Source organism: Rhizobium leguminosarum (assembly GCF_002953715.1).
Taxonomy (GTDB): Bacteria; Pseudomonadota; Alphaproteobacteria; order Rhizobiales; family Rhizobiaceae; genus Rhizobium; species Rhizobium leguminosarum_V.
Genome location: NZ_CP025012.1, coordinates 2,380,038 through 2,405,559, shown reverse-complemented (window position 1 = coordinate 2,405,559; position 25,522 = coordinate 2,380,038). Strand labels below are relative to the sequence as shown.

Below are 25,522 nucleotides of genomic sequence, written 5' to 3'. Positions count from 1 at the left end.
TGGATAAGAGCTTAACCGGCAATTCTTAAGAAGATGTTTGCCATCTTTGCCAAGGATTTGTTTTTTAAGGAGGCGAAAGCGTGACACGGGGCCTGCGCCTGATTCGCGACGGCGTGACCGCTTTTGCCCTGCTGGCGCTCGTGGCGCTGATCGCCGCCAAGTTCAACGATGCAGCAAAAATCGAGCATGCCGGCGCATTTCATGCTGCCGACGGCGACAGTCTGGCATTGGGAGATGAACGGTTGCGCCTCGAAGGCATAGATGCACCGGAGCTCAACCAGAGCTGCGAGCGGGCGGGGAAGGCCTGGGCCTGCGGGCGTGCGGCGCGCGAGGCGCTGCAGGGCATGGTGCTGGCATCCGGAACGCTTTGTCAGGGCAGCCGGCGCGACCGCTACGATAGGCTGCTGGTCATCTGCCGGAGCGGGGCGGGCGGCGACATCAATGCCGCCATGGTGCGCCGAGGCATGGCCATCTCCTATGGCGGTTATGACAAGGAGGAGGCCGAGGCGAAGGCTCAAAAGGCGGGGCTCTGGGCCGGGACTTTCGAGCGTCCGCGCGATGTGCGCGACCATGCGCGCCAGAGTTCCGGTTTCGACGGCGCTCTGCGCTTTGTCGGGCAGATCGTCGGATGGGAGTAAAGTCATGACCGACGAAGCCATGCTGGAGACGCTGCGGCGGGAGATCGCCTCCTGTCGCATCTGTCGAGACGCACCGGCAAGAGGCCTCGAACAGCGGCTGCCGCACGAGCCGCGGCCGGTGGCCGTGATCTCGTCGATTGCACGCATCCTGATCGCCGGGCAGGCGCCCGGGCTTCGGGTGCATGAGAGCGGGCTGCCGTTCGACGATGCCTCGGGCGACCGGCTGCGGTCATGGCTTGGCGTTGAAAGGGCAAGCTTCTACGACCGCGACCGATTCGCCATCGTGCCGATGGGCTTCTGCTTTCCTGGCTACGACGGCAAGGGTGCGGATCTGCCGCCGCGGCGCGAATGCGCGCCGTTCTGGCGACAAAGGGTGATCTCGGCAATGCCACAGATCGAACTGGTGCTGGTCATCGGCCAATATGCGCAGGCTTGGCATATGACCGGTGAAAGGCGGGACAATATGACCGAGACGGTGCGGGCATGGCGTGACTGTCTTCTGTCCAACCGATCGCCGGCGGTGTTGCCGCTGCCGCATCCGAGCTGGCGCAACAGCGGCTGGCTGAAGCGCAATCCCTGGTTCGAGAAAGAATTGCTCCCGGTCTTGCAGGAACGGACGAAAATGCTGCTTTCCTGAAACAAAATTCTTTTAGTTGCGCGGAATCGAGTTATACAAAGAAAATAATTCGAAAGGACTGTTGTGCGCATGGACCGCCTCGACCGAAAAATACTGCGTCTTCTGCAAGAGGATTCGACGCTTGCCGTTGCCGATCTCGCCAAGAAAGTGGGGCTTTCGACCACGCCATGCTGGCGGCGCATCCAGAAGATGGAAGAAGACGGCGTCATCAAGCGCCGAGTCGCCATCCTCGATCCGGAGAAGGTCAACACCAAGGTCACCGTCTTCGTGTCGATTCGCACTGCCACCCATTCGATCGAATGGCTGCGCCGCTTTTCCGAGGTCGTCGCCGAATTCCCCGAAGTGGTTGAATTCTACCGGATGAGCGGGGATGTCGATTATCTCTTGCGAGTCGTCGTGCCCGATATTGCCGCCTATGACGCCTTTTATAAGCGGATGATCGCCAAGATCGAGATTCGCGACGTTTCCTCCGCCTTTGCGATGGAGCAGATCAAGTATTCGACGCAGCTGCCGCTCGACTACATGATTCTCGACAATGCCAAATCCAACGAGGATTGAGATCAAGCGTGCGGCCGTGACCGCGCACGATAATGCAAAGTCCAGCGAGTGGCCGGGACCAGGCGTGAGTCTGAGCGGGGATATGCCCGTTGGCGGCGGCGGGTGACACTCTGGCCGCATGTGGGATTGCCGGTTCGGCAAGGTCGAGTTTAGGCATGTGCGATCTGCTATTGCAAAAAAGCCTTAAAAATAGCGAAAAAACGCTCAAATCGACCAAAATTCCTAGAAAAATGAATAGCCTGGTAAGGATTCCCGGGTTATGTTCGATGGAACCAATGGGCGATATGTCATAATTTCGTCTCATTGGTATCGAATTCAGGACACTATGTTCTAAGCCGCCACCTTGTTTGTGCTCATTAGCCGGCGGTAGAATTTATGCACTTCACCAGCATGTTCGACGGGGGTCGAACGGTGGAGAATTTGACAAAGGGGTGTAGCGTTTGCGGCTTGCGATGGAAGATTTCCGTCGCGGAGCCGTTTGGCATGTCTTTCGTATAAATATTTGAAATTGTTGTATAAAAATCACGTTGCCGGGGAAAGTTGGCCATGGGAACCCATCTGGCGTGTATCGAGAATTGCTTGATAGGGCCTTGTATGTGATGACGGTTTGGCGGTTCGATCGATCCGCACGCCGAGATGGCTGTTCAAACTGGGCCGGCTTCAAATCGACTACCCGATCTGAAGCCAGCCCCGATCGACAAAGGAATGGATTGGTAAATGAACATCAGAATGGTTTTGCTTGCATCAGCAGCAGCATTTGCTGCATCGACGCCGGTTCTTGCAGCTGACGCTATTGTTGCTGCTGAGCCGGAACCGGTTGAATATGTTCGCGTCTGCGACGCTTACGGCACCGGCTACTTCTACATCCCGGGCACCGAAACCTGCCTCAAGATCGAAGGCTACATCCGTTTCCAGGTCAACGTTGGCGAAGATGTCGGCGGCGATTCGGACTGGGATGCCGTCACCCGCGGTCAGGTTCAGTTCACGGCCAAGAGCGACACCGAATATGGTCCGCTGACCGGCGTCATCGTCATGCAGTTCAATGCTGACAACGCCACCGATCAGGACGCCATTCTCGACTCCGCCTACCTCGACGTCGCGGGCTTCCGCGCCGGTCTGTTCTACAGCTGGTGGGACGATGGCCTCTCCGGCGAAACCGACGATATCGGTTCGGTTGTAACGCTGCACAACTCCCTCCGCTATCAGTATGAAAGCGGCACCTTCTACGCTGGCATCAGCGTCGACGAACTGGAAGATGGCGTTTACAAGGCTGACGAAGAAGCCAACAACGTTGGTGTTGCAGTCGGTCTCGGCGGCACTGCTGGTGCGTTCAGCTACCAGGTCACCGCCGGCTACGACGTCGACAACGAAGACGGTGCTGTCCGTGCAATGGGTACGGTTGACATCGGTCCCGGTACGCTCGGCCTCGCCGGCGTATACTCCACCGGCCCGAACTCCTACTACTCGACGGCTGAATGGGCTGTTGCTGCCGAATACGCTATCAAGGCAACCGACAAGCTCAAGATCACCCCGGCCGTTCAGTACTACGGCAACTACTTCGGCGGCGACAAGGCCGTTCCGGATGACTTCGACGGTCTCGGCGATGCCTGGAAGGTCGGTCTGACGGTTGATTACCAGATCGTCGACAACTTCTACGCCAAGGCTTCGGTTCAGTACCTCGATCCGGATGATGGCGACGACTCCACGACGGGCTACTTCCGTCTGCAGCGTTCGTTCTAATCCACTTGGTGGATGCTCCCGGTCTTCGGACCGGGAGCACTTAAATCAGTTTCTGATCCGAGTGACCTCCGATCAGCTACGGGGACGGGTCCGGTCTTCCCTGCCGGACCGTCCTTGCAGCGTTTTTGAAGCGCCGTCTTCAAGGCAGTCTTTCAGGGTCGCCTTATCAGGTGAGCCGAACCGCTACGTTGCGTATCGCACGTCGGCATCTGTCAGCCTCGCCTCTTGAGGCACCCCGTTTTTCAATCTTTCAAACGAGCTCGATCCACCGATAGAATTATCGAGCGGATGGCTGTTAGTCCGTCTTCCTATGCGGCGTCGGCTGGCTTTGTCGCATCAGGTCGCGAAAAGAAAATCCAATGCCGACAATGTGATCACAGCTTTTCGGGAGAGAGGATACAACCCTTGCTGGGGCCGGCATTCATTCTTACTCTCGGATAGCTTGTTCTTATGGACGATCTCAACGACTACTATTATTTCGCCGCAGTCGTCTCCAGCGGCGGTTTCGCTTCTGCAAGTCGCGATCTCAAAATACCACGTTCGAAACTCAGCAGGCGGGTGAGCCGGCTTGAGGAAGGGCTTGGCGCAAGGCTCATAGAACGCTCGACCCGTCACTTCCGGGTGACTGAGATCGGCCAGGCTTTCTACGAAAGATGCCAGACCATCCTGCAGGAGGCCGATCGCGCCAAATCGATCGTCAGCGAGGCTCAGTCCGACCCGCTAGGTGTGGTGCGGATGGGCTGCCCGCTCGGCCTCGTCGACATCTCGGTCGGGGGAATCCTGCCCGAATTCCTGGAACGTTATCCGAAGATCAAGCTGCAGATCATCGGCTCCGACCGGCGCGCCGACCTCATCAACGAACGAATCGACCTCGAAGTGAGGGCGACCAACGAGCCGGAGACGCAGACGAGTCTGACGATGCGCAAGCTCGACCGTATCAGGCGTATCCTGGTCGCAAGTCCGTCGCTCGTCCAGCGTACCGGCACCTTGAATTGCGTGGACGAACTCGCCGACCTGCCGACGCTGGCAATGACGTCATGGGTGTCGTTCCACACCTGGGAACTGGTCGGTCCGAATGACACCAAACAGGTGATTCGGCATCAGCCACGGCTCACCTGCCGCAGCATGACCGCTATCCTCGACGCGGCCCGTGCCGGCCTCGGCTTCGGGCTTTTGCTCGAAAGTGCCTGCGAGGCCGATCTCCAGGCTGGCAAGCTGGTGCGGGTGCTGCCTGAATGGCAGTCGGAGGAGAGCCAATTCTACATCGTCTTCACGACAGCCAGGGGCATGCCGCCGGCGGTGCGGGTCCTGATCGATTTCCTGGTCGAAAAATCCAAACAGCATTGACTTACAGCGACGCGTCTTATTCGAGCCGACATTCGCCTTATCTCAACCGTGCCAACAGTTTTTCGCCGGCCAGCTCCGTGACGGCATCCTTGCCGATCCAGCGGGCGGTTTGGTCAGGGCTTTCCGCCAGGGCCTTTGCGAGCGCCAGCGCCGGCGCATGGCAGGCGAGATTGCGCTTGCCGATGCTGCGCAGCGCCCAGTTGACCGCCTTGCGCACGAAGTTTCGCGGGTCGCCGGCATGGGCGTCGATCAGCGGCAACCAAGCGAGGATGGTCGCATCAGGTTCCTTCTTCAAGTGAACCGCGGCACCGGCAATCATGGCGAAGGCGGTGCGCCTGATAAATTCACGCTCGTCGGCGGCGAAGTCTGAGATGAGCTCATCCAGCCGGGCTTCAACGAAGAGATCGGCGGCGCAATCGACGATCTCCCAGGAGTTGAAATCATCGGCCCAATTTCGGGCTTCTTCCGTCGTCAACCGCTTCGGCTCGGCTGTGTAGAGGGCGAGCAGGCGGGCTTCGCGGATATCGCTTCGCCATAGCTGCATTGCCCTGCCGTGATCCTTCTTCGCCAGTCTGGCGACCGCCCTGATATCGGGATTGGATATACCGAGGGCGCGACCGGTGACGATGCCGAAGCGCACCATGCCTGCAACATTCTCCTCCGAGCGCAGCGTTTCGAGATGCGCGATCAACTCGGCCGCATCGGAGGAGGGGCGGATCATTTTTCGAGGCGGGCGAGTAGCGAGGATGTGTCCCAGCGATTTCCACCCATCGCCTGCACGTCGCCGTAGAACTGGTCGACGACGGCGGTGACCGGCAGCTTGGCGCCGTTGCGGCGGGCTTCGGTGAGCACGATGCCGAGATCCTTGCGCATCCAGTCGACCGCGAAGCCGAAGTCATATTTGCCCGCGTTCATGGTCTTGTGGCGGTTTTCCATCTGCCAGGAGCCGGCTGCTCCCTTGGAAATCACCTCGACCACCTTTTCGATATCGAGGCCAGCACGCTTGCCGAAATGCAACGCCTCGGCAAGTCCCTGGACGAGGCCGGCGATGCAGATCTGGTTGACCATCTTGGTCAACTGGCCCGAGCCTGCCGGTCCCATCAAACCAACCATGCGGGCATAGGCGTCGATGACAGGTCTGGCGCGTTCGAAGACGGCCTCGTCGCCGCCGCACATGACGGTCAGGACACCGTTTTCAGCGCCGGCCTGGCCGCCGGAGACGGGAGCGTCGATGAAATCGACACCTTTTTCCTTTGCCGCGGCAAAAAGTTCGCGGGCGACTTCAGCGCTGGCGGTGGTGTTGTCGATCAGCACCGAACCTGGCTTCATGCCGTGCAGGGCGCCGTTCTCGCCCAATGTCACCGACCGGAGATCTTCGTCATTGCCGACGCAGACGAAGACGAAATCGGCACCGGCGGCGGCCGCGGCCGGGGTGGAGGCGGATTTGCCGGAGAATTTCTCGGCCCAGGCGGCGGCTTTTTCAGTAGTACGGTTGTAGACGGTAACATCGTGGCCGCCCTTCGTCTTCAGATGGCCCGCCATGGGGAAACCCATGACGCCGAGACCGATGAACGCGACTTTAGCCATATGTCCTATCCTTTTCCTCAAGTGCAGGTTCGAGGATTAACCGAAACGGCGGGAGCAGAAAAGCCCGTGAAGGCGGACTTCCTTCCGATTGACGCATATGAGGCTGGCGGCCTTTCCGACGAGCCCTAGATTGGGGGGAAGGGCATTATGTTCGGGGGGTGACATGAGCGAAATTCCGACGATCAAGCCGCGGCGCAAAGGCCGCAGTGGCACGCAGGAGATGCTTATACCCTCGCAGCAGATGGTCGCCGAGCAGATTCGGTCGGCGCCGGAAGGTGACCTTACGGAAATCGGCGTCCTCCGCCGCCGTCTCGCCGCGCAATACGGGGCGGAAGCCTGTTGCCCGGTGACCGTGCAGCGGCATTTGCGTGCGATCGCTGAGTTGTCCTACGCCGCGCTGGAAAAGGGCGAGCCGGTTTCGACGGTCACGCCCTATTGGCGCATGGTCGATCCCGCAAGCCTGCTTGCGAAGCGTCTTGCCGGCGGCCCCACCTTCATCCGGGAGCGTCTGGCCGCCGAAGGTTGGGAAGGAGGCGTAATAGTAGCCGGCATAACGGGCGCGCGAAAAAAATCCGCTTAAGGGCGATTTCCGGGCCGCAAAATTTCAGCAAAGGCGGAATCTCGCAAATAAAATTGTCGATATAAATGATAGATTTAATCATCATGGCAACCATCACTGACAGGTCGACCAGCCGAAAACAGGCTTGGCACCATCAAAAAGGGGAAAGTCATGATTTCACGTCGACAAACGCTCGGGCTTTTCGCAGCAGCCGCGGCCACGGCAATCCTGCCGGCTGTCAGGCCGGCACGCGCCGCCGCCAGCGAGTTCCGTATCGGTTGGCAGAAGAACGGCGTGCTGGCGCTCGCCAAGCGTCGCAGCGCACTTGAGAAGCGGCTTGCCGATCGCGGCATTACCGTCAGCTGGTCGGAATTCACCTCCGGTCCGCCGCTTCTCGAAGCATTGGGCGCCGGCGCTCTCGATTTCGGCGCGACCGGCGATGTGCCGCCGCTCTTTGCTCAGGCGGCTGGCGGGCAGCTCTATTATGTCGGTCTCTACAAGGGCAGCCCGGCAGCCTCGGCCATCGTCGTGCGCAAGGATTCGCCCATCAAGACGCTTGAAGACCTCAAGGGTAAAAAGGTCGCTTTCAAGCGCGGCTCCAGCGCGCATAATGTAACCGTCAAGGTTCTGCGCAAGGCAGGCCTGAAGCCCGAAGATGTCGAGCAGCTTGATCTTTCGCCGCCGGATGCCGCCGCCGCCTTCAAGAATGGCAGCATCGACGCCTGGTCGATCTGGGATCCTTATCTGGCGATTGCCGAAGCTGATCCGGAGACACGTATCCTGACGACGGCTGAAGGCATCGTCGACTCCTACAGTTTCTTCCTCGCCAATCGCGATTTCACCGATGCCAACGGGCAGGTGGTAGTCGACGTGATCGATGAGCTTGCCAAGGTCGGTAAGTCGGCACAGAGCAATCTCGACGAAACGGTGAAGGAGCTTTCCGAAATCACTGGCGTGCCGGCTGACGTGACGCGCGTGACATTGACGCGCAAGGGCGCTGATCTTGGCAGCGTCTCGACCATCACCGATGCCGCCGCCGCCTATCAACAGGCACTCGCAGACGAGTTCTACGGGCTCGGCATCCTGCCGAAGAAGCTGGTGACCGGCGATATCGTCTGGCGTCCGAAGGCGAGCTGATTTTCCGGCCAGGGCTAAGATTTCAGCGAGGCGGCATGGAGAGCGTCTTCATGCCGCCGAACCGGAAAAATATTCTCCAAAACGGATTATAATAGCAAATTGATATTGTCGATCTAATTAGTAGTCTATGTCAGTATCCTGACGATCGACGCGGACACCGAAAGGCGTCAGCCAGCCGCCATCCGATCGACAGGGATATTTGAGATGCTCGCGCATAGATGGACAGCCGATCTTACTACAGCCTCCGCCGCCCCCGCGATCCTCCCAAGCATTCGCGCGGCGGCGGCGCCAAGTGGGCAGTCTGCGTGTTGCCGCTTGCCAGGGGCCATCTCGACCGCGCGAGTTGATTTCGAATTTCGCAGCTAAAGGACCGTCTTCCATGACCACCACCTCCCATACAGGCACATCCGAGCCCATCAATTTTCTCTGGTTCATCCCGACATCGGGTGACGGCACCTATCTCGGCTCCTCCGAGCTCAACCGTGCGCCAGAGATCGGTTATCTCACGCAGATTGCCCAGGCCGTCGACCGGCTCGGCTATTCCGGCGTGCTGCTGCCGACCGGGGTCGCCTGCGAGGAATCCTTCGTGACCGCCGCAGCCCTTGCCGCCAAGACCGAGAAGCTGCAGTTCCTGGTGGCGATCCGCCCCGGCACGGCATCGCCTGCGTATTACGCGCGTCTTGCGACGACGCTCGATCGCATCTCCAACGGCCGGCTGCTGCTCAACATCGTCGTCGGCGGCAGCCCGGCGGAGCTTGCCGGCGATGGCATCCATCTCGAGCATGACGAGCGCTACGCGCATGCCGAGGAGTTCTTCACCGTCTTTGAGGAGCTGCTGGAAAAGGGAACGGCAAGCTTCGACGGCAAATACATCAAGGCGACCAATGCGCGCCTCGGCTTCCCCGCGGTGCAGAACCCGCGCCCGCCGCTCTATTTCGGCGGCTCGTCGGATGCCGGTATCGATTTCTCCGTCGGCCGCGTCGACAAGTACCTGACCTGGGGCGAGCCGCCGGCACAGGTTGCCGAGAAGATCACCAAGGTGCGCAAGGCTGCCGGCGAACGCGGCCGCGAGGTGAGCTTCGGCATTCGTTTGCACTTCATCGTGCGCGAAACCGATGACGAAGCATGGGAGGCAGCCGAGCGGCTGATCCGCCATCTCGACGACGATACGATCCGCGAAGCGCAGCAGCGCTTCGTCCAGGAGTCCGACTCGGTCGGCCAGAAGCGCATGGCCGCCCTTCACGGCGGGCGCCGCGACAAGCTCGAAGTCTCCCCGAACCTCTGGGCCGGCGTCGGGCTGGTGCGCGCCGGTGCGGGCACGGCGCTTGTGGGATCGCCGAAGACGGTGGCCGCGCGCCTTCGCGAATATCAGGAGATCGGCATCGATACGGTTATCGGCTCCGGCTATCCGCATCTCGAAGAGGCCTATCGCGTCGCCGAGTTGCTTTTCCCCGAACTCGGCATCACCCGCGAGCAGCAGCGTCTGGGCTTCAACAACGAGTTCGGCCGCAAGCAGGTCTTCGCAGGCGGCAGCCATGGCGGCAATCTGAAAGTCGTCTCCGGTTCCTGATCTCGAACGAAGACGTAGAGCTTGACACCGCCGCAAGCCGCTTACGGCTTGCGGCAGCTCCCGATAAGCGCGAGGACAATGCATGTCGACTTTCGATACTCCGTTCGTACGGTCGGTCGCTTCCGAAAAGGCCGGGAAGGCGGGTTTGCGCCTGCCGCTGCCCGGCCTGGACAAGCTGACCCCCTATCTGGTGCCGGTGGCGATCGTGGCGTTGTGGCAGCTTGCCTCCTCGGCCGGCTGGATCTCATCGCGCATCATGCCGTCGCCGGCCGATGTCGGTCTCGCCTTCTGGTCAACGACGGTTTCCGGCCAGTTGCCGAACGACGTGCTGGTGAGCGCCGGCCGCGCCTTTGCCGGCCTTCTCGTCGGCGGTTCGATCGGCTTCCTGCTCGGTATCGCCAACGGGGTGTCGCGCATTTCCGAGCAGCTGACCGATACGACGCTGCAGATGCTGCGCACCATTCCGCATCTGGCGATGATCCCGCTTGTCATCCTGTGGTTCGGAATCGGCGAGGAATCGAAGCTGTTTCTCACGTCGCTCGGCGTGCTCTTCCCCGTTTATCTCAACACCTATCACGGGGTGCGCAATGTCGATCGCGACCTGATCGAGATGGGCAAGGTCTATGGCATGGGCAACTGGACGCTGTTCCGCAAGGTGATCTTTCCAGGTGCGCTCCCGTCGATCTTCGTCGGCCTTAGATATGCGCTCGGCATCATGTGGCTGACGCTGATCGTATCGGAATCGATCGCCGCATCCTCGGGCATCGGCCACATGGCCAACAATGCCCGCGAATTCATGATGACTGACGTCGTGGTGCTCGCCCTTGTCATCTATGCCGTGCTCGGCAAGCTTGCCGATGTCATCGCCCGGGTTCTGGAGAGGCGGCTGCTCGCCTGGAACCCGGTCTATCAGAAATAGGAGAGACGCCATGACATCGATCGCGCATGAGCGTTTTCACGCCGTCGCCGAAGAGCCAGCTTATGCGCGTGAAAACGCGCCGGCAGTGGGCCGTAGTGCGCCCGCGGCGATCAGCCTGATCGGGCTTGAAAAGAGCTTTGGGGCCAACCGCGTGCTGCGCGGCATCAACCTGCATATTCCGGCCGGCCAGTTCGTCGCGGTGATCGGCAAGAGCGGCTGCGGCAAGAGCACGCTGCTGCGCATCCTGATGGGCCTCGACGAGCCGAGCGCCGGCGAGCTGCATTTCGAGGATGCCGGCGGCGCGCAGGCGAGCCCGAACACGCGCATCGTCTTTCAGGAGCCGCGGCTGCTTCCCTGGCTCAATGTTGCCGACAATGTGGTGGTTGGGCTGGGTGACGGCATCGACAGGCGGGCGGCGCTGAAGGCGGCCGACGCCGTGCTTGCCGAAGTCCAGCTTGGCGAAAAGACCGGGGAATGGCCGGCGCGGCTTTCCGGCGGGCAACGGCAGCGCGTGGCGCTGGCGCGGGCGCTGGTCAGCCGGCCTGGCGTGCTGGCACTCGACGAACCGCTCGGCGCACTCGATGCGCTGACGCGGATCAGCATGCAGGAACTCATCAACCGTGTCTGGCGCGAACTCGGCTTCACCGCAGTGCTCGTCACCCATGATGTCAGCGAGGCGGTGCATCTCGCCGACCGGGTCATCGTGCTCGACGAGGGGCGGATCGCACTCGATCTTCCCATTCCCTATCCGCGTCCGCGCCGGCACGGCCATCCTGGCCTCGCCGAGCTGGAAGGCCAGCTGCTTGCCGCGATTCTCGGCAGCGACGGCGGCCACTGATCCCAGGGCTATTCTCAACGCCGCATTACCTTGGCATAGGAGAGGCGTGTCCGAGCGAGCATTCATGCCCAATGGCGAAGATATATAGCCGATTGGATATGTGAAATTCACCCACTTCTGCCAAGCGCGCTGCCGCGCCTACCAAATGTAGCAATAACTTTTTTCCAAGTTGTTTTACGTCCAGCTTGACACACTCATACCTGCACGGCTATACGTAAATCCATAGCCAACGAGGTATGGATTGTAGATGTCGGACACCCAGGACGTGCTCTTCAGAACGCTCGCCGATCCGACCCGGAGGGCTCTTTTCGAACGGCTGTGCCGCGAAGGAGAGAAGACGGTCGGGGCTCTGACGGCTCGGGCCGGGGTCTCGCAACCGGTTGTCTCGAAACATCTCGGAATTCTGAAGCAGGCCGGATTGGTGCGCGACCGCCATGAAGGGCGGCAGACACATTATAGCGCCCAGCTCGGCGCGCTGGCGCCGCTGGTCGACTGGACAAGCGAGATGGCTGGCTTTTGGCAAAACCGGTTCGACCAGCTGGATGATCTATTGAAAAGGATGGACCAATGACCGAAATTTCAAACGAAACCCGTTCCGTCATCGTCGAACGAGAGATCCCTTTTCCGCCGGAAAAGATCTGGCGCGCGCTCACGCAGCCGCATCTGATTGCGGACTGGCTGATGAAAAACGACTTCGTGCCGATCGTGGACCACCGTTTCAAGCTGAGCGCGGATTGGGGCTCGGTCGACTGCCAGGTCCTGCAAGTCGAGCCGAATAAAACCCTGTCTTACACCTGGGCTGCCTATGATCTCGAAAGTGTCGTCACCTGGACTCTGACGCCCACGGGCGCGGGCACGCAGCTGCGCATGGAGCAGTCGGGCTTCCGGCCGGATCAGCGGCAGGCCTACGGGGGCGCCAAAAGCGGTTGGCAGCGGTTCTTCGCAAATCTCGAGCAGGTCCTGATGCGGATCGAGTGAGGCTGCGGCCAAAACGGATCACACCATCCGCGTCGCTTGTTTTCGCAGGAGGTTCCCTTGAATTGGAATAACTGGCTTCGGCAGATCCACCGTTGGCTGTCCATTGCCTTTACGCTGGCCGTCATAATTAATATCATCGCGATGGTGCAGGAGAAATCGTCCGTCTGGGTAGGTCTCACGGCGCTGCTGCCGCTGACCTTGCTGCTGCTCACCGGTCTCTACCTGTTCGCGCTGCCATATGCCGCTAGGTGGCGCGGCGCGGGACGTAGCGGAGGGTAGGAGTGAAGGCAATGTCCGGGAAGACATCCAAGACTGCGGCAAAGGTCACGAAGAAGACAGCCGCCAAGCCTGATACCGCGGAGCCGACCCTTCTCTCGGGCGGCAACCCTCAGATCCCCAAGGGTTACGGCGACGCTCCCGTGCAAGCCTACATCGCCGCCATGCCTGGCTGGAAAAGTGACGTCGGGCGCCGTCTCGACGCGCTCATTACCCGTACCGTTCCCGACGTGCACAAGGCAGTCAAATGGAACTCGCCGCTTTATGGCATGGAAGGGCAGGACTGGTTTCTCGGTGTCCATTGCTTCGCAAAATACATCAAGGTTGCTTTCTTCCGCGGCACGTCGCTCAGTCCCGTTCCGCCCGGCGAGTCCAAACAAAAGGAAGTGCGTTACTTCCACATTCATGAGGAAGACCGACTCGACGAGGCCCAGCTCGCCGCCTGGGTGGAACAGGCAAGCCAATTTCCCGGCGAACGAATGTGAGCGGACGCGTAGATTTGAGCGTTAGAGCTTCCTTTGTACGTCCGAAAAGACGCACTGCGCTTAGGCCATCAGCATTTAAGGGATGAAGGGGAGATATCGATGAAGAAAGCCACGGCAACCCTGAAGAAGAGCGGCTCCAGCGAAGAGAAAGACGGAGACTCTCCTTCGCGTTTGATCGATGCGAGAATCGAGGAGTTGAGCGATTGGCGCGGCGAGATGCTCGCTCGCGTCCGAACTCTCATCAGGCAGGCCGAGCCCGACGTGGTCGAGGAATGGAAGTGGAGAGGCGTTCCGGTGTGGGAGCACGCCGGGATCATCTGCACCGGCGAGACCTACAAGAGCGTGGTGAAACTGACCTTCGCCAAGGGCGCCTCGCTGGAGGACCCTTCAAGCCTCTTCAACTCCAGCCTTGACGGCAATACCAGGCGCGCCATCGATTTCCACGAAGGCGATGAGGTTGACGAGGAGGCGTTGAAGGCGCTCATTCGCGGTGCTGTCACACTCAACACTTCAAAGCGGGCCGCGGCTCGTCCTGCCGGCTCGCGGAAGAAACCAAGCAACGCTTGAGGCTTGGCTTATTTCGCCTGAAACGCATCGCGTCAAACCTGATTCATGCGAGACGATTCAGTTTTGCGCGCCATGCGATCAGTGGATCGGGCTTTCTTCGCGCTCGAGGAAGAGTTCCAGATTGTCGAGGCCGATCTCGGTGCCCTGGAGGCGGGCACCGTTATCGGCGTAGCCATCGAGGAAGACCACCTGTTCGGTGAAGACCATTTTCGTGCCGCCGGGTGCGGCTTCGAAGGCAACGGTTGTGAGAGACGCGGAGATGCGGCTTTCCCCAAGCTTCATCTCATAGGCATAGACGATGCGGGCATCGGGCACGATATCGATAAAATGGGCGTCATAGGCGTGCAGAAGGCCGTCAGTATCGGCGACGTAGTTCCTTTCCGTGCCGCCGGGGCGGAAATCGAGCCCATAGTCCAGCGGCACCCACTCGCCATGGCAGGCGAACCATTGCCGTTTGGATTCCGGTGTTGACCAGGCGCGGAAGGCGCGCGAAATCGGCGCCTTGAGGTGCCGTTCGATGACGAGAGTGGCGTGTTCGGCGGATCGTGTCGTCATTCGGGAAGGGTCTCCGTTTCATTGGCGAGAAAGTGGTCCAGCCTGTCGAAGGTGGTCGTCAGTTGGATCTTCCGCTGTTCCACCCAGCGCTCGACGGCGGCAAACGCGTCCTGCTGCAGGCGGTAGGTTCGCACCCGGCCTGATTTTTCGGAGAGAACGAGACCGCTCTCTTCCAGCACCTGCAGATGTTTCATCACCGTCGGCAGGGCAACCGCGAGCGGTGCGGCCAGTTCGGTGACGGAGGCCGGGCCACGGCCGAGGCGGTCGATCATGCCGCGGCGGCTGCGATCGGAAAGCGCATGGAACATGCGGTCGAGGTCCGCCTGGCTTTCGATCATCCCGCCGCATCCCGGAAACGGGCGGGCAGCCTTTCCTTGTAGGGATAGAACTTGAAGTAGGGGCGGGCCTCTTCCAGCGCCCTCGCAAAGGACGGGCGCGCCAGCAGCCGATCGTAATAGGCGCGAAGGTTCGGCTGTTCCGGAGTGAAGGGGATCAGCGTCTCGGCATAGAAGAGCGCGGGGGCGGCGGCGCAATCGGCCATGGTGAAGCTGTCACCGGATATCCAGGGTTTGTCGGCGAGCTGCTTTTCGATCATCGCATAGGCGGTGGCGAGCATCGCCTTCGCGGCCGCCACCTCGATTTCATCCGCCGTGCCCTCGGGGCGTCGACGATTGCTGACGAGCGTCTGCATCGGGGCCTGGACATAGTGGTCGAAGAAGCGATCCCAAAGGCGGACTTGCAGCGACCGGTCGATCTCCAGCGGCAACAGGCGAACGGCGCCGGGATAATATTGCTCGAGATATTCGATGATGATCGATGTCTCGGGAATGGTGCTGTCGCGTGCCTCGTCCCGCAGCAGTGGCATCTTGCCGATCGGCCAGAAGCGGAAGAGATCGGCGCGCGAGCTTTCGTCGGAAAGATCGACGATGCGATTTTCGAAAGGGGTGCCGTTTTCATAAAGCGCGATCAGCACTTTGTGGCAGAAGGAGGCGAGCGGATGCCCATAGAGCACGAGCGACATGCGGCGACCTTTCCTATCGTTGCGGTAAACTTTACCGATCGACTAACTATCAGGTCATGACGCGTCACGCAACAGATACTTCGCCAACCGTAAAACTATTCCGTCAGCCGATATATCTGGCGATCACCAGATGGCCTGGTGTCGGCTGGCCGTCTTCCATGCGTACGTTGATATCCGATATCTCGACGAGTTCGAAACCGGTGGCCGTCAGACGTTCTCTCACATAGGCGTCGGCATGGGCGAAACGCTGGTGCGGGCCGACCATGTAGGCGCGGCCGGCGAGTATTTCCTCGGGCAGGGTTTCCGAGGAGAAGATGAACAAGCCGTCCGGCGTCAGATTCTCGGCGGCGCCGAAGAACAGCGGTTCGAGGGCGCCAAGATAGGGCAGTACGTCGGTGGCGGCGATGATGTCGAAGGCTTCCTCGTCGTTGTCGTCGAGGAAATCCTCGACCTCGGCAACGAAGAGCGTCTCGTAGAGATCCTTCTCATGGGCAATCTCGACCATCTTCTCCGATATGTCGATGCCGGTCATATCGGCGCAGAGGTCGCGCAGTGCGCCGCCGGTGAGGCCCGTGCCGCAGCCGAGATCGAGCAGCCGCTTGAACGGTCCGAGCTTCAGCGCCTGCAGGCGTTGGCGCACCAGCATCGGCACGTGATAGCCGAGCTGCTCGACGAGCACGTCCTCGAAAACCTCGGCATGCTGGTCGAACAAGGTCTCGACATAGGCGTCGGGCGCCTTGACCGGCGTTTCGCCGCGGCCCATCGCGGCGATGCGCACTGCCGCACCGCCGTGATCGTCGGGGTCGATTGCCAGGACTTCCTGATAGGCTGCAACCGCTGCCTCGACATCGCCGGCCTTTTCCAGCGCCAGCGCGCGGTTATAGGCCTCGCCAAGGGCTTCTTCGTCGATCTTCATAGCCATCGCAGTCCATCGTCCTTTTGTTTCAGGCATGCGTCTAAGGCGGCTTTCGATGTTTTGCAATGGTGCGCTTGCGGGCGCAGAATGGCCGAAAAGAAGACGAAGGGAGGAATGAGCCATGAAAATGGAGGAAGACAGGACGCTATCGGCAAGGGAAGGAGAGGGCGGGCGGCCATTGCTGCTGCCCAGTACGCCAGGCGAGGTCACCAATACGCTCTGCCATTATTACCGCGGTGAACTCGGGCGGATGACGAGCTGGCGCGACCGCATCGACCGGACGTCCAACTGGGCGATCACGGTGGTCGCAGCACTCCTCTCGGTTTCGCTGTCGACGCCGACCTCGCATCACGGGGTGCTGCTGTTCGGGATGATGCTGGTGACGCTGCTTCTGATGATCGAGGCGCGGCGCTACCGCTTCTTCGATATCTACCGTGCCCGCATACGCCAGATCGAGCGCTGCTATTTCGCTGAGATTCTGGCGCCCGAGGCTAGAGCTGGCGGCGAATGGGCCGCGGTGGTTGCCAGCAGCCTGCGAAAGCCGCGCTTCCTGCTCAGCTATCAAGAGGCGATGCACCGCCGTCTCAAGCGTAATTACGGCTGGATGTACTTCATCCTGCTCCTTGCGTGGTGCCTGAAGATCTCGACGCCGAAATTGCAGACGGAAGGCATGCCGGCGCTGCAGGCGCAGTCATGGGCCTATGTCATCGACAATGCCGTGCTCGGGCCGGTTCCCGGCCTTGCGGTCATCGCAATCGTCATCGCCTTCTATCTCGGCATGCTCGGTTTCGCGCTTCGCCCGGATCGTGACGAAGGCGAATTCGGCCATGGCGAGGCGCATGTCTGAGGCGGCCTACAGCGCCGCGCGTCTTCTTAGACGCCTAGAGAACGCCATAGCACTTGGAGTTGCTGCATGATTTTATCCTTACATCGCTTCCGATTTAAGGAATTATGTAGTGGAGCATGATGTCTCCCGAACCGCTTACACTTTTCGGCATCATGCTCTAGAGCCGATCAGTGCAGGATGAACTCGCCCTTCAGTGCGCGCCACTCGGTTGCCGAGATCAGCTTGCGATGGATGTAACGCACCGAATGCAGCGGCCCGTCGAGCTTCTCTTCCCAGAATTTCAGGAAACCGCGCATTTCGGGAAAATCGGGGGCGAGGTCGTAGTCCTGCCAGACATAGGTTTGCAGGATCACCGGGTGGTCCGGCAGGTGGTAAAGGATCTGGGCTGTCGTCAGACCATAACCCTGTAATTGTTTTTCCATGTCCTTGTGCATCGTATTCCGCTTCTTCTTGTTCCCACTCGCGCGCTTATTAGCGCTGCATGATATGGAAACATGCGAGTGGTTAACGGAAGCTTTACAGATACTCCATAAAAGGGCAATTTATTTTTAATATCAATAGTTTGGCAGCATCACTCGGAGAGTGCTGCCAAACCGGCTTTGTTAAATGCAAGACGCCCGAAACCGCGACACACTTTTCGGTGTCATGCATCAGCGCTTGAGATGCCGGGTCAGGCGGCGCTCGATCCAGGCCCAGAGATGGCGTAGCGCCTCAACGATGGTGAGGTAGAAGATCGCTGCCCAGAGATAGGTCTGGTAATCGAAAGTGCGGGAGAAGGCGTAGCGGGTTTCGCCCATCAGGTCGAGCACGGTGATGATGGCGACGACCGCAGAGCCCTTGATCAAAAGGATAATCTCGTTGCCGTAAGGGCGAAGTGCGACGATCAAGGCCTGTGGCAGGATGATCTTGCGGAAGGCGATGTTCTTATGGATGCCGAGTGCCGCGGCCGCCTCGTGCTGGCCGTGCGGCACGCTTTCGATCGCGCCGCGCAGGATTTCCGCCTGGTAGGCCGCGGTATTGATGGTCATGGCAAAAAGGCCGCAATACCAGGCCTCGCGGAAGAACCACCAGATGCCGACGGCCTCAAGCTGCGGGCGGAATACGCCGAGGCCGTAATAGACCAGGAACAGCTGGGCAAGCAGCGGCGTGCCGCGAAAGAAATAGATGTAGCCGTAGGCCAGCGCATTCAGCACCCGGTTCCTTGACATGCGCGCCATGGCAAGCGGCAGCGACAAGATGGCGCCGCAGATGACGGAAATGAAAACGAGACTCAGCGTTATCCAGAGACCATGGAGGTAACGCGGCCCGTAGCGGGTGAATTTTTCCGGATCCCAACCATTGACGCCGGAAATGAGAAGAAGTGCTGCGAGCACAGCCCAGATGGCGACAAAGATATAGCCGGCCATACGCGCCGGCGTCATCGGCTTCATCACCTTGCGGGGCGCAGGCTGCGGCGGAATCAGCGTTTCGGCGTAGCTCATCGACGGACCTCCGAACGCTTGGCCCAACGCTCGACATAGACGAGCAGAAAGGAGGAGAGGACGGCGAGCACCAGATAGAGACAGCAGGCCACACCGTAAAAGAAGAAGGGTTCCTTGGTCACGCGCACGGCGACACTTGTCTGGCGCAGGATATCGGCAAGACTGATGATCGAGACGTAGGAGGTGTCCTTCAGCAGCACCATCCAGAGGTTCGTCAGGCCCGGCAGCGCAATACGCACGAGTTGCGGCAGGATAACGAGGCGTAATGTGCGGCCGCGATGCAGCCCCAGCGCGTCGCCGGCTTCATATTGTCCTTTGGGGATGGCGCGGAAGGCCGAGAGCAGCACTTCCGAACAGTAGGCCGAGAAAACGACAGAAAGCGCGATGACGCCGGCGAGGAAGGCGTTGATCTCGACCGGCGGCCCGTCATAACCGACGAAGGTCAGCAGAGACTGGATCAGCATCTGCATGCCGTAGTAGATGATGAAGAGCGTCAGAAGCTCCGGCAGGCCGCGGAAGATCGTCGTATAGATCCCGGCCGCCAGCCGCAGCGACTTTTCCTCCGACTGCTGGCCGAGCGCCACCAGGAAACCGATGGCGAGGCCGATCGGCAAGGTGACGATCGCCACCGAAACGGTGACCTGCAGGCCAAGAGCGATCTCGTCGCCCCAACCGGTATCGCCACAGGTGAGAATCGTCGACTGACCCAACCAAGTGAAGATGCCAACGGGTCCGCACAGCGGATCGAAAATGTGCACAACCCAGCTCCAGAAGGAGCCCAGCGCGGAAAATAATCCGCCCATGCGAGAATTCCCCTCACGGCTTTTGCCGTTTTAATCTTGCCATCTTTGTCAAACAAAAATGGCGGAAGAGCAAGCCTTCCGCCATTACCTTTGTCGGCCAGATAACGAATTTCTTATTCGCCGTAAACGTCGAAGTCGAAGTACTTGTCCTGGATCTTCTTGTATTCACCGCTGGCGCGGATCGCAGCGATCGCTGTGTTCAGCTTTTCCTTCAGCGGGTCGCCCTTGCGGATGGCAATGCCTGCGCCGTTGCCGTTGATTTCCTTGTCGACCGGCAGGGTCGTCAGAATCTTGCAGCAGGCGCCGGCGTCGGACTTGACCCATTCGGAGAGAACGACGACGTCGTCGATGACGGCGTCGACGCGGCCGCTGGCAACGTCGAGCTTGTATTCGTCAGCGGTCGGATAGAGCTTCAGCTCAGTGTCGGCGAGATGTTTCTCGGCATAGTTGGCGTGCGTCGTGGAGGTCTGCGCGCCGATCACCTTGCCCTTGAGGCCGGCGACGTCTGATATCGTCGAATCCTTCGGCACGGCAATGGCCGGCGGGGTGTTGTAGTACTTGTTGGAGAAGTCGACGAGCTTCAGACGCTCCGGCGTGATCGACATGGAGGAAACGATCATGTCGAATTTCTTGGCGTTGAGCGCCGGGATGATGCCGTCCCAGTCGGTGCTGACGAAGGAGCATTCGGCCTTCATTTCAGCGCAGAGCGCCTTGGTGATGTCGATGTCGAAGCCCTGGATCGTGCCGCTGGCATCAACGAATTCGAAGGGCGGATAGGTCGAATCGGTGCCGATCACATATTTCTCGCCATCGGCCATGGCCGAGCCGGCAAAAAGGGACATCGCCGCGATCGAGGCTGCCGCGAAAATACGGGTAGGATTAAGCATGAGGATCCTCTCTGTTGGTAGCCGCCGCTCCTTTTTCTCTTGGGCTGACGGCCGCAGTTCAACGGTCCCGAGACCGCCTTGCGGCGATAATCAGACTTTTTTTGATGGAATTGCAACACAAATCCCATCGCAATTGTGCGGTGCAAATAGCAGGCGAGATGAACGCGGGCAGACTGCAACATTCACGCGAGGTTAATCCCCACCTTCCTAGAACCGGAACAAATCGGCGGCTCGGCAATTGCCATTCCGCCGTTTCGCCTCAATGCGAAGCTAGGGGCGGAACCAGGGCCTTACGGCCTCAAGAAGCTCAAACAGGATCGAGGAAACCCGATGGGCATGAAATCAAGATTGTTCGCGAGCGCGGCTTTTCCGTTGCTTTCTCTTTCGCTTGCTCTACAGCCGGCAGCGGCGATGGCGGCCGTGCGCGACGTCACGACTCAGGCTTCGCCCGTGCGGCAGGCCGAGCAAGGCAGCTTCCAGGTTGCGCAGGATGCGCCTTCCGAAGAGGAGTTACTGAAGAAGAAGCGCAAGCAGAAGGAGGAAGCCCCGGCCGAACAGGCGCCGGCCGCCGAGAAGCCGGCGCAGCAGGAAGCGCCCGCCGAAAAGCCGAAGGCTGAGCGGAAGGAAGCTCCGGCGCCCGAACCCAAGGCAGCGCCGGAACCGCCCAAGGCCGAAGCCGCGCCGAAAGCGGAGCCTGCTCCGCAGCCGGAAAGCAAGCCGGAGCGGAAAGCCAAATCGGAAGCCCAGCCCGAGGCAAAGCCGGAGGCCGAGCCGCAGCAGCCGGTAACCCAGGACAAGCCGAAAAAGCCGAAGAAACAGGAAACGCAGCAGGCCGAGCCCGAACAGCAGCCGGCGGCCAAGGAAGCTCAGCCGGAGACGGACCAGGCACAGCCAGAAGCCAAGCCGGAAGGCGGCAAGCGAGATAAAGGGCAGGACAAGGCCCAGGGTCGGGATAAAGGCAAGGGCAAGGCCGAGAAGGAGGCCCAGCCTGCCGCGCCTGAGGCCGTGACGCCGACCGCCGAGCCGGCCAAACCCGAAACCAAGCCGGAGGAAAAACCCGCCGCCGAAGCGCCGGCCGAGAAAAAGCCGGCAAAGGGCGAGACTGCAGCACCCGCAGACAAAGCACCTACGGACAAGACGACCGAAGACAAGGCGGCGGCCCCGGAAGCTGCGCCTGCCGAAAAGCCCAAGGATGGCGCGGCGGCAAAGCCTGCCGGCGAACAGCCCGCCGGCGAAAAGCCGGCTGCGCCCGCGACTGACACTGCCCAGCCGCTGCCGGATGCCAGTGGCGGCCAGCAGGTGGAGCAAGCCATTCCAGCACCGGAAAAGGCTTCGCCCGAGGAGCTGGAGCGCCGTAAGAAGATCGCCGCAGATCCGGCCAAGAGCAGCGAAACCGTCGTGCTGCCGGTGGAGAACGGTGCCGCTGTGCTCGACAGCGACAAGGATGCCGACCGCAGCAAGGGCCGGGAAGGCCGCCGCGACCGCGACAGGCAGCGCGCCGACAGCCAGGAGGTGAAGGTGCCGACCTCGGATGCCGATGCACAGGCCGCCACTGGCGCCAAGGCGCCGGCGCCGGTCAAGCTCGAGGCGGTGACCCGCGAGAAGGGCAGGAAGCTCGACGAGCGGCCGCAATTCGTCCGTCCCGACGGCGCGCGCTTTGACGATCGCGGCGACGACAGCCGTGTGATCATCCAGTACGACAACAGGACGATCGTGCGCGGCGACGACGACAGGCGTTTCCTGCGCGACGGCGAACGGCCGAGCTACGAGGAGCTCTCCGGCGACCGCTACCGCGAGACGATCACACGGCCGGAAGGTTACCGCATCGTGACGATCCGCAACCGCTACGGCGACATCATCCAGCGGTCGCGCGTCGATGCCCGCGGACGCGAGAACGTGCTCTACTATTCGCAGGACCTCTATGACGATCCGGACCGCGACTATTTCGAGGATCCGGGCGCCGACCTGCCGCCGATGCGGCTGCGCGTACCGCTCAGCGACTACATCATCGACACCCGCAGCGACCCGAACCGGGACTATTACGAGTTCCTGAGCGAGCCGCCGGTCGAGCCGGTGGAGCGCGTCTATTCGCTGGACGAGGTGAAGTATTCGGCCCGCATCCGCGATAAGGTGCGCCGCATCGACCTCGACACGATCACCTTCGCGACCGGTAGCGCCGACATTCCGATGACCCAGGCGCGCACGTTGCGCAAGGTCGCCGACGCGATCAGTCAGGTGCTCGAGAAGGATCCGAGCGAGACCTTCCTGATCGAGGGTCATACGGATGCTGTCGGCTCAGACCAGAGCAACCTGATCCTCTCCGACCAGCGGGCAGAATCCGTCGCCAACGTGCTCACCGACGTCTACGGCATCGCGCCGGAGAACCTTGCGACGCAGGGCTATGGTGAGAGCTACCTCAAGGTCAACACGTCGGCCCCTGAGCAGGAAAACCGCCGCGTCACCATCCGCCGCGTCACGGCACTGGTCCGCCCGGTCGCTGCCAACAAGTGATGATGTGGGTGCCCCTCTCCATTCTTGGGAGGGGCATTCCGCCTTTGCTTCTTCTTTCCAAGTGGTTTGAAGGACGGTTGAGAAGTGCGGCTCGCTCCCTGTTCTCCGCCAGCGGGAGGTGCCGGCAGGAGAGCAGATTGTCGTCGATCATCGAGGCATTGCGACGCCCTTTAGCGCCTATGCGGTGCTGCCGACGCCACCATGAAGGCTCACAGCTGCTCACGCCTGCCGGTGCGGTTCTCCTCCCGCCCGGATGACCAGAGTTGGATCCCCTATTCTCCGTAGGGGATCCAGATATTCTTCACATCCACAGCGCGGCGAAGGTATAGCGCGCCTTCGCCAGCGGCTCTGTCCATCCAGTCCGTCGCCTTGCCATTGTCCACGAAGGTTCGCTTGAGATTGCCCGAAGACAGCTTCTCCACCGTCGTCGAAAGTTCCGCCGAGCCGAAGGCCCACAACGCATCAACGTCATTGTGCGCGGCAAGGGTCTTTGCCAGTTCGATCGCCGACCCGGTGACGATATTGACGACACCGGCAGGCACATCCGACGTTTCCAGAACGGAATAGAAATCCGTGACCGAAAGCGGGAAGGGCTCACTCGGCACCACGACGACACGATTGCCGGTGGCAATCAACGGCGCAACCATACTGATAAAACCGAGCAGCGGCGCTTCCGGCGGGCAAATGACGCCAACAACGCCGATGGCTTCCGGCATGGCCAGGGCAACGCCGCGAAGCGGCGGCTGGTGAATGCCGCCCTCGTATTTGTCCGCCCAGGCTGCGTAGGTGAAGAGACGGGAAATCGCGGCGTCGACCTCGGCATTTGCATTGGCTGCGGAAGGTCCGGTCATCGCTGTTATCCGCGAGGCGAACTCGTCGGCGCGGCCACTGAGGTTTTCGGCGATGTAATAGAGAATCTGGGCGCGGTTATGAGTGGTCGCATTCGACCAGGCGGAGGCGGCCTGTGCGGCAACCACCGCATTGCGGATGTCCTTGCGGTTGCCTTCGCCGACCTCCCCGATCGCCTTGCCCTTGGCCGAGGCGATGACACGGGAATAATTGCCGTCCGGGCGCGCCTGCTTGCCGCCGATGAAGAGCTTTGCCGTCCGGTCGATGCTTGGCAGGGCAAAATCGCCGGCAACCGGCTTTACTTGCGAAAGTGCGGGCATTGCTGCGCGCGCCTTGCGACCGACCCAAGCCTTCGGCTTCAGATATTCGTAGCAACCTTCGCGTCCGCCTTCGCGGCCGAATCCGGATTCGCGCTTGCCGCCAAAACCGACGGCGGCATCGAAAAGATTGGTGGCATTCACCCAGACCACGCCGGCTGCAAGCTTTGCCGCAACGTTCAGCGCCAAGCCGATCGTCTCGCTCCAGACGCTGGCGGCGAGGCCGTAGCGGGTGTGATTGGCAAGCTGGATAGCCTCTTCCGGTGTCCGGAAAGTCATGGAGACCGCAACCGGCCCGAAGATTTCCTCGGTCGCGACGATCGATGTCGGCTGCACGCCGCTGAGAAGCGTCGGCGGGTAGAAGCTGCCGCCCTTCGGCAGGTCGATCTTAGCCTGATGCAGTGTCGCGCCTTCTGAAACTCCCTTTTTCACTAGCGCTTCGATACGCGTCAACTGCACGGGCGCGATGATCGCACCCATATCGATGCACTTGTCCAAAGGCTGACCGACCCGCAATGTCTGCATCCGGCGCTTCAGCCGCTCGTGGAAAAGATCGGCGATGCCTTCCTGGACCAGCAGCCGCGAACCGGCGCAGCAGACCTGTCCCTGATTGAACCAGATCGCGTCGACCACGCCTTCGACGGCGCCGTCGATATCGGCGTCGTCAAAAACGACGAAAGGTGACTTGCCGCCGAGTTCCAGCGTCAGCGATTTACCGCTACCTGCGGTACGCTCGCGAATGACGCGCCCGACTTCGGTCGATCCGGTAAAGGCAATTTTGTCGATATCCTCATGCCCGACGAGCAGCGCGCCTGTTTCGCCTTCTCCCGTCACGATATTGAGCACGCCCGCCGGAAGGCCCGCCGCGGATGCCAGTTCGGCAAAGAGAAGCGCCGTCAGCGACGTGAATTCGGCAGGCTTCAGGATGACGGCGTTGCCGAGCGCCAAAGCCGGCGCCACTTTCCAGGCCAGCATCAGGAATGGGAAATTCCACGGGATGATCTGGCCGACGACGCCCACCGGCACATGATCGGCGAATTCCGTGTCCTGGATCTGCGCCCATCCGGCGTGATGATAGAAATGACGGGCTGCCAGTGGCACGTCCAGATCGCGGGTTTCGCGGATCGGCTTGCCGTTGTCGATTGCCTCGACCACAGCAATCAGACGCGCATGGCGCTGGATCATCCGGGCAAGCGCATAGAGATGGCGCGCGCGCGCGTGGCCCGGCAGTCGCGCCCATGACGCCTGTGCCTTGCGGGCCGCAGCAACCGCGTTGTCCACGTCCGCCGCGCCGCCGTTCGCGAGCTTCGCCAGGACCTTGCCGGTGGCTGGCTCGAACGTGTCGAAGTTCTTGCCCGACGCGGAGGGCACGAACGCGCCGTTGATGAAGTGACCGAAACCGGAAGCGTGGCGCGCTAGCCAGTCGCGAGCTTCGATATCGGATTCAGGGGCAGGGCCGTAGGACATTTCGTCGAAATACTTTGCAACAGTCATCTGGA

28 protein-coding genes are annotated in these 25,522 nt (G+C 60.8%); 17 read left to right on the top strand and 11 right to left on the bottom strand.

Going from position 1 to position 25,522, the window contains the following annotated elements; translation table 11 throughout:
• Window positions 1–80: 80 nt before the first annotated feature.
• The 5 genes from CUJ84_RS12155 to CUJ84_RS12130 all read left to right on the top strand — a co-directional run bounded on the left by CUJ84_RS12155 (window position 81) and on the right by CUJ84_RS12130 (window position 4,920).
• Window positions 81–638 (top strand): thermonuclease family protein, encoded by a 558-nt coding sequence (locus CUJ84_RS12155; protein ID WP_105006399.1) that lies wholly within the window; start codon window positions 81–83, stop codon window positions 636–638.
• 4 nt (window positions 639–642) lie between these two features.
• Window positions 643–1,275, top strand: coding sequence for a uracil-DNA glycosylase family protein (locus tag CUJ84_RS12150; protein WP_105006398.1), 633 nt, complete (start codon window positions 643–645; stop codon window positions 1,273–1,275).
• Between the two features lie 69 nt (window positions 1,276–1,344).
• Window positions 1,345–1,833 (top strand): Lrp/AsnC family transcriptional regulator, encoded by a 489-nt coding sequence (locus tag CUJ84_RS12145; protein WP_003540387.1) that lies wholly within the window; start codon window positions 1,345–1,347, stop codon window positions 1,831–1,833.
• A gap of 717 nt (window positions 1,834–2,550) precedes the next feature.
• On the top strand, window positions 2,551–3,573 hold the full coding sequence (locus CUJ84_RS12135; RefSeq protein ID WP_105006397.1) for a porin: 1,023 nt from the start codon (window positions 2,551–2,553) through the stop codon (window positions 3,571–3,573).
• A gap of 450 nt (window positions 3,574–4,023) precedes the next feature.
• The gene (locus tag CUJ84_RS12130; RefSeq protein WP_105006396.1) at window positions 4,024–4,920 is read left to right on the top strand and encodes a LysR substrate-binding domain-containing protein; all 897 of its coding nucleotides are present in this window, start codon (window positions 4,024–4,026) and stop codon (window positions 4,918–4,920) included.
• A 37-nt stretch (window positions 4,921–4,957) separates the two neighbouring features.
• On the opposite strand, the gene CUJ84_RS12125 is transcribed toward CUJ84_RS12130, so the two are convergent.
• On the bottom strand, window positions 4,958–5,641 hold the full coding sequence (locus tag CUJ84_RS12125; protein WP_105006395.1) for a DNA alkylation repair protein: 684 nt from the start codon (window positions 5,639–5,641) through the stop codon (window positions 4,958–4,960).
• Window positions 5,638–6,507 carry an NAD(P)-dependent oxidoreductase gene (locus CUJ84_RS12120; RefSeq protein ID WP_105006394.1) on the bottom strand — a complete coding sequence of 290 codons (870 nt, stop codon included), beginning with the start codon at window positions 6,505–6,507 and terminating at the stop codon, window positions 5,638–5,640. Before CUJ84_RS12120 ends, CUJ84_RS12125 begins: the two co-directional genes overlap by 4 nt.
• Window positions 6,508–6,670: 163 nt before the next feature.
• Here CUJ84_RS12120 and CUJ84_RS12115 point away from each other — a divergent pair, with 163 nt between their 5' ends.
• From CUJ84_RS12115 to CUJ84_RS12065, 10 genes are all read left to right on the top strand, one after another.
• Window positions 6,671–7,087, top strand: a complete 417-nt coding sequence (locus CUJ84_RS12115) for a hypothetical protein (RefSeq protein ID WP_105006393.1) — start codon at window positions 6,671–6,673, stop codon at window positions 7,085–7,087.
• 150 nt (window positions 7,088–7,237) lie between these two features.
• A complete protein-coding gene (locus tag CUJ84_RS12110; RefSeq protein WP_105006392.1) occupies window positions 7,238–8,203 on the top strand; it encodes an aliphatic sulfonate ABC transporter substrate-binding protein in 966 nt (321 codons plus the stop codon).
• A 379-nt stretch (window positions 8,204–8,582) separates the two neighbouring features.
• Window positions 8,583–9,773, top strand: coding sequence for an FMNH2-dependent alkanesulfonate monooxygenase (ssuD, locus tag CUJ84_RS12100; protein WP_105006391.1), 1,191 nt, complete (start codon window positions 8,583–8,585; stop codon window positions 9,771–9,773).
• A gap of 82 nt (window positions 9,774–9,855) precedes the next feature.
• Window positions 9,856–10,692 carry an aliphatic sulfonate ABC transporter permease SsuC gene (gene ssuC, locus CUJ84_RS12095; protein ID WP_105006390.1) on the top strand — a complete coding sequence of 279 codons (837 nt, stop codon included), beginning with the start codon at window positions 9,856–9,858 and terminating at the stop codon, window positions 10,690–10,692.
• Between the two features lie 10 nt (window positions 10,693–10,702).
• The gene (locus CUJ84_RS12090) at window positions 10,703–11,530 is read left to right on the top strand and encodes an ABC transporter ATP-binding protein (protein WP_105006389.1); all 828 of its coding nucleotides are present in this window, start codon (window positions 10,703–10,705) and stop codon (window positions 11,528–11,530) included.
• A gap of 247 nt (window positions 11,531–11,777) precedes the next feature.
• Window positions 11,778–12,101, top strand: a complete 324-nt coding sequence (locus CUJ84_RS12085; RefSeq protein ID WP_105006388.1) for an ArsR/SmtB family transcription factor — start codon at window positions 11,778–11,780, stop codon at window positions 12,099–12,101.
• Window positions 12,098–12,508, top strand: coding sequence for an SRPBCC family protein (locus CUJ84_RS12080; RefSeq protein WP_105006387.1), 411 nt, complete (start codon window positions 12,098–12,100; stop codon window positions 12,506–12,508). Before CUJ84_RS12085 ends, CUJ84_RS12080 begins: the two co-directional genes overlap by 4 nt.
• Window positions 12,509–12,565: 57 nt before the next feature.
• Window positions 12,566–12,787, top strand: a complete 222-nt coding sequence (locus CUJ84_RS12075; protein WP_012757775.1) for a hypothetical protein — start codon at window positions 12,566–12,568, stop codon at window positions 12,785–12,787.
• Window positions 12,788–12,798: 11 nt separating this feature from the next.
• On the top strand, window positions 12,799–13,269 hold the full coding sequence (locus CUJ84_RS12070; protein ID WP_105006386.1) for a DUF1801 domain-containing protein: 471 nt from the start codon (window positions 12,799–12,801) through the stop codon (window positions 13,267–13,269).
• 99 nt (window positions 13,270–13,368) lie between these two features.
• Window positions 13,369–13,836 carry a DUF1801 domain-containing protein gene (locus CUJ84_RS12065; protein WP_033182283.1) on the top strand — a complete coding sequence of 156 codons (468 nt, stop codon included), beginning with the start codon at window positions 13,369–13,371 and terminating at the stop codon, window positions 13,834–13,836.
• 78 nt (window positions 13,837–13,914) lie between these two features.
• Here the strand turns inward: CUJ84_RS12065 and CUJ84_RS12060 are convergent, their stop codons facing one another.
• The 4 genes from CUJ84_RS12060 to CUJ84_RS12045 all read right to left on the bottom strand — a co-directional run bounded on the left by CUJ84_RS12060 (window position 13,915) and on the right by CUJ84_RS12045 (window position 16,334).
• Entirely contained in the window at window positions 13,915–14,391 is a 477-nt protein-coding gene (locus CUJ84_RS12060; protein ID WP_105006385.1) for an SRPBCC family protein, read from the bottom strand.
• Entirely contained in the window at window positions 14,388–14,729 is a 342-nt protein-coding gene (locus CUJ84_RS12055; protein ID WP_105006384.1) for an ArsR/SmtB family transcription factor, read from the bottom strand. Before CUJ84_RS12055 ends, CUJ84_RS12060 begins: the two co-directional genes overlap by 4 nt.
• Entirely contained in the window at window positions 14,726–15,412 is a 687-nt protein-coding gene (locus tag CUJ84_RS12050) for a glutathione S-transferase family protein (protein WP_105006383.1), read from the bottom strand. The genes CUJ84_RS12055 and CUJ84_RS12050 overlap by 4 nt, the downstream gene beginning before the upstream one ends.
• Window positions 15,413–15,515: 103 nt before the next feature.
• On the bottom strand, window positions 15,516–16,334 hold the full coding sequence (locus tag CUJ84_RS12045; RefSeq protein WP_105006382.1) for a methyltransferase: 819 nt from the start codon (window positions 16,332–16,334) through the stop codon (window positions 15,516–15,518).
• 115 nt (window positions 16,335–16,449) lie between these two features.
• Here CUJ84_RS12045 and CUJ84_RS12040 point away from each other — a divergent pair, with 115 nt between their 5' ends.
• Window positions 16,450–17,175: a DUF2270 domain-containing protein gene (locus CUJ84_RS12040; protein WP_027684413.1), complete on the top strand. Its 726-nt coding sequence runs from the start codon at window positions 16,450–16,452 to the stop codon at window positions 17,173–17,175.
• A 167-nt stretch (window positions 17,176–17,342) separates the two neighbouring features.
• On the opposite strand, the gene CUJ84_RS12035 is transcribed toward CUJ84_RS12040, so the two are convergent.
• The 4 genes from CUJ84_RS12035 to CUJ84_RS12020 form a co-directional block, all read right to left on the bottom strand.
• Entirely contained in the window at window positions 17,343–17,609 is a 267-nt protein-coding gene (locus CUJ84_RS12035; RefSeq protein ID WP_027684414.1) for an usg protein, read from the bottom strand.
• Between the two features lie 216 nt (window positions 17,610–17,825).
• Window positions 17,826–18,656 (bottom strand): ABC transporter permease, encoded by an 831-nt coding sequence (locus tag CUJ84_RS12030; protein WP_105006381.1) that lies wholly within the window; start codon window positions 18,654–18,656, stop codon window positions 17,826–17,828.
• Window positions 18,653–19,459 (bottom strand): ABC transporter permease, encoded by an 807-nt coding sequence (locus tag CUJ84_RS12025; protein WP_105006380.1) that lies wholly within the window; start codon window positions 19,457–19,459, stop codon window positions 18,653–18,655. The genes CUJ84_RS12030 and CUJ84_RS12025 overlap by 4 nt, the downstream gene beginning before the upstream one ends.
• A 113-nt stretch (window positions 19,460–19,572) precedes the next feature.
• Window positions 19,573–20,346, bottom strand: a complete 774-nt coding sequence (locus CUJ84_RS12020) for a transporter substrate-binding domain-containing protein (RefSeq protein WP_047621389.1) — start codon at window positions 20,344–20,346, stop codon at window positions 19,573–19,575.
• A gap of 330 nt (window positions 20,347–20,676) precedes the next feature.
• Between CUJ84_RS12020 and CUJ84_RS12015 the strand changes: the two genes are divergently transcribed.
• A complete protein-coding gene (locus CUJ84_RS12015; protein ID WP_105006379.1) occupies window positions 20,677–22,857 on the top strand; it encodes an OmpA family protein in 2,181 nt (726 codons plus the stop codon).
• Between the two features lie 272 nt (window positions 22,858–23,129).
• On the opposite strand, the gene CUJ84_RS12010 is transcribed toward CUJ84_RS12015, so the two are convergent.
• Window positions 23,130–25,517 (bottom strand): aldehyde dehydrogenase family protein, encoded by a 2,388-nt coding sequence (locus CUJ84_RS12010; RefSeq protein WP_105006378.1) that lies wholly within the window; start codon window positions 25,515–25,517, stop codon window positions 23,130–23,132.
• Window positions 25,518–25,522: the final 5 nt, after the last annotated feature.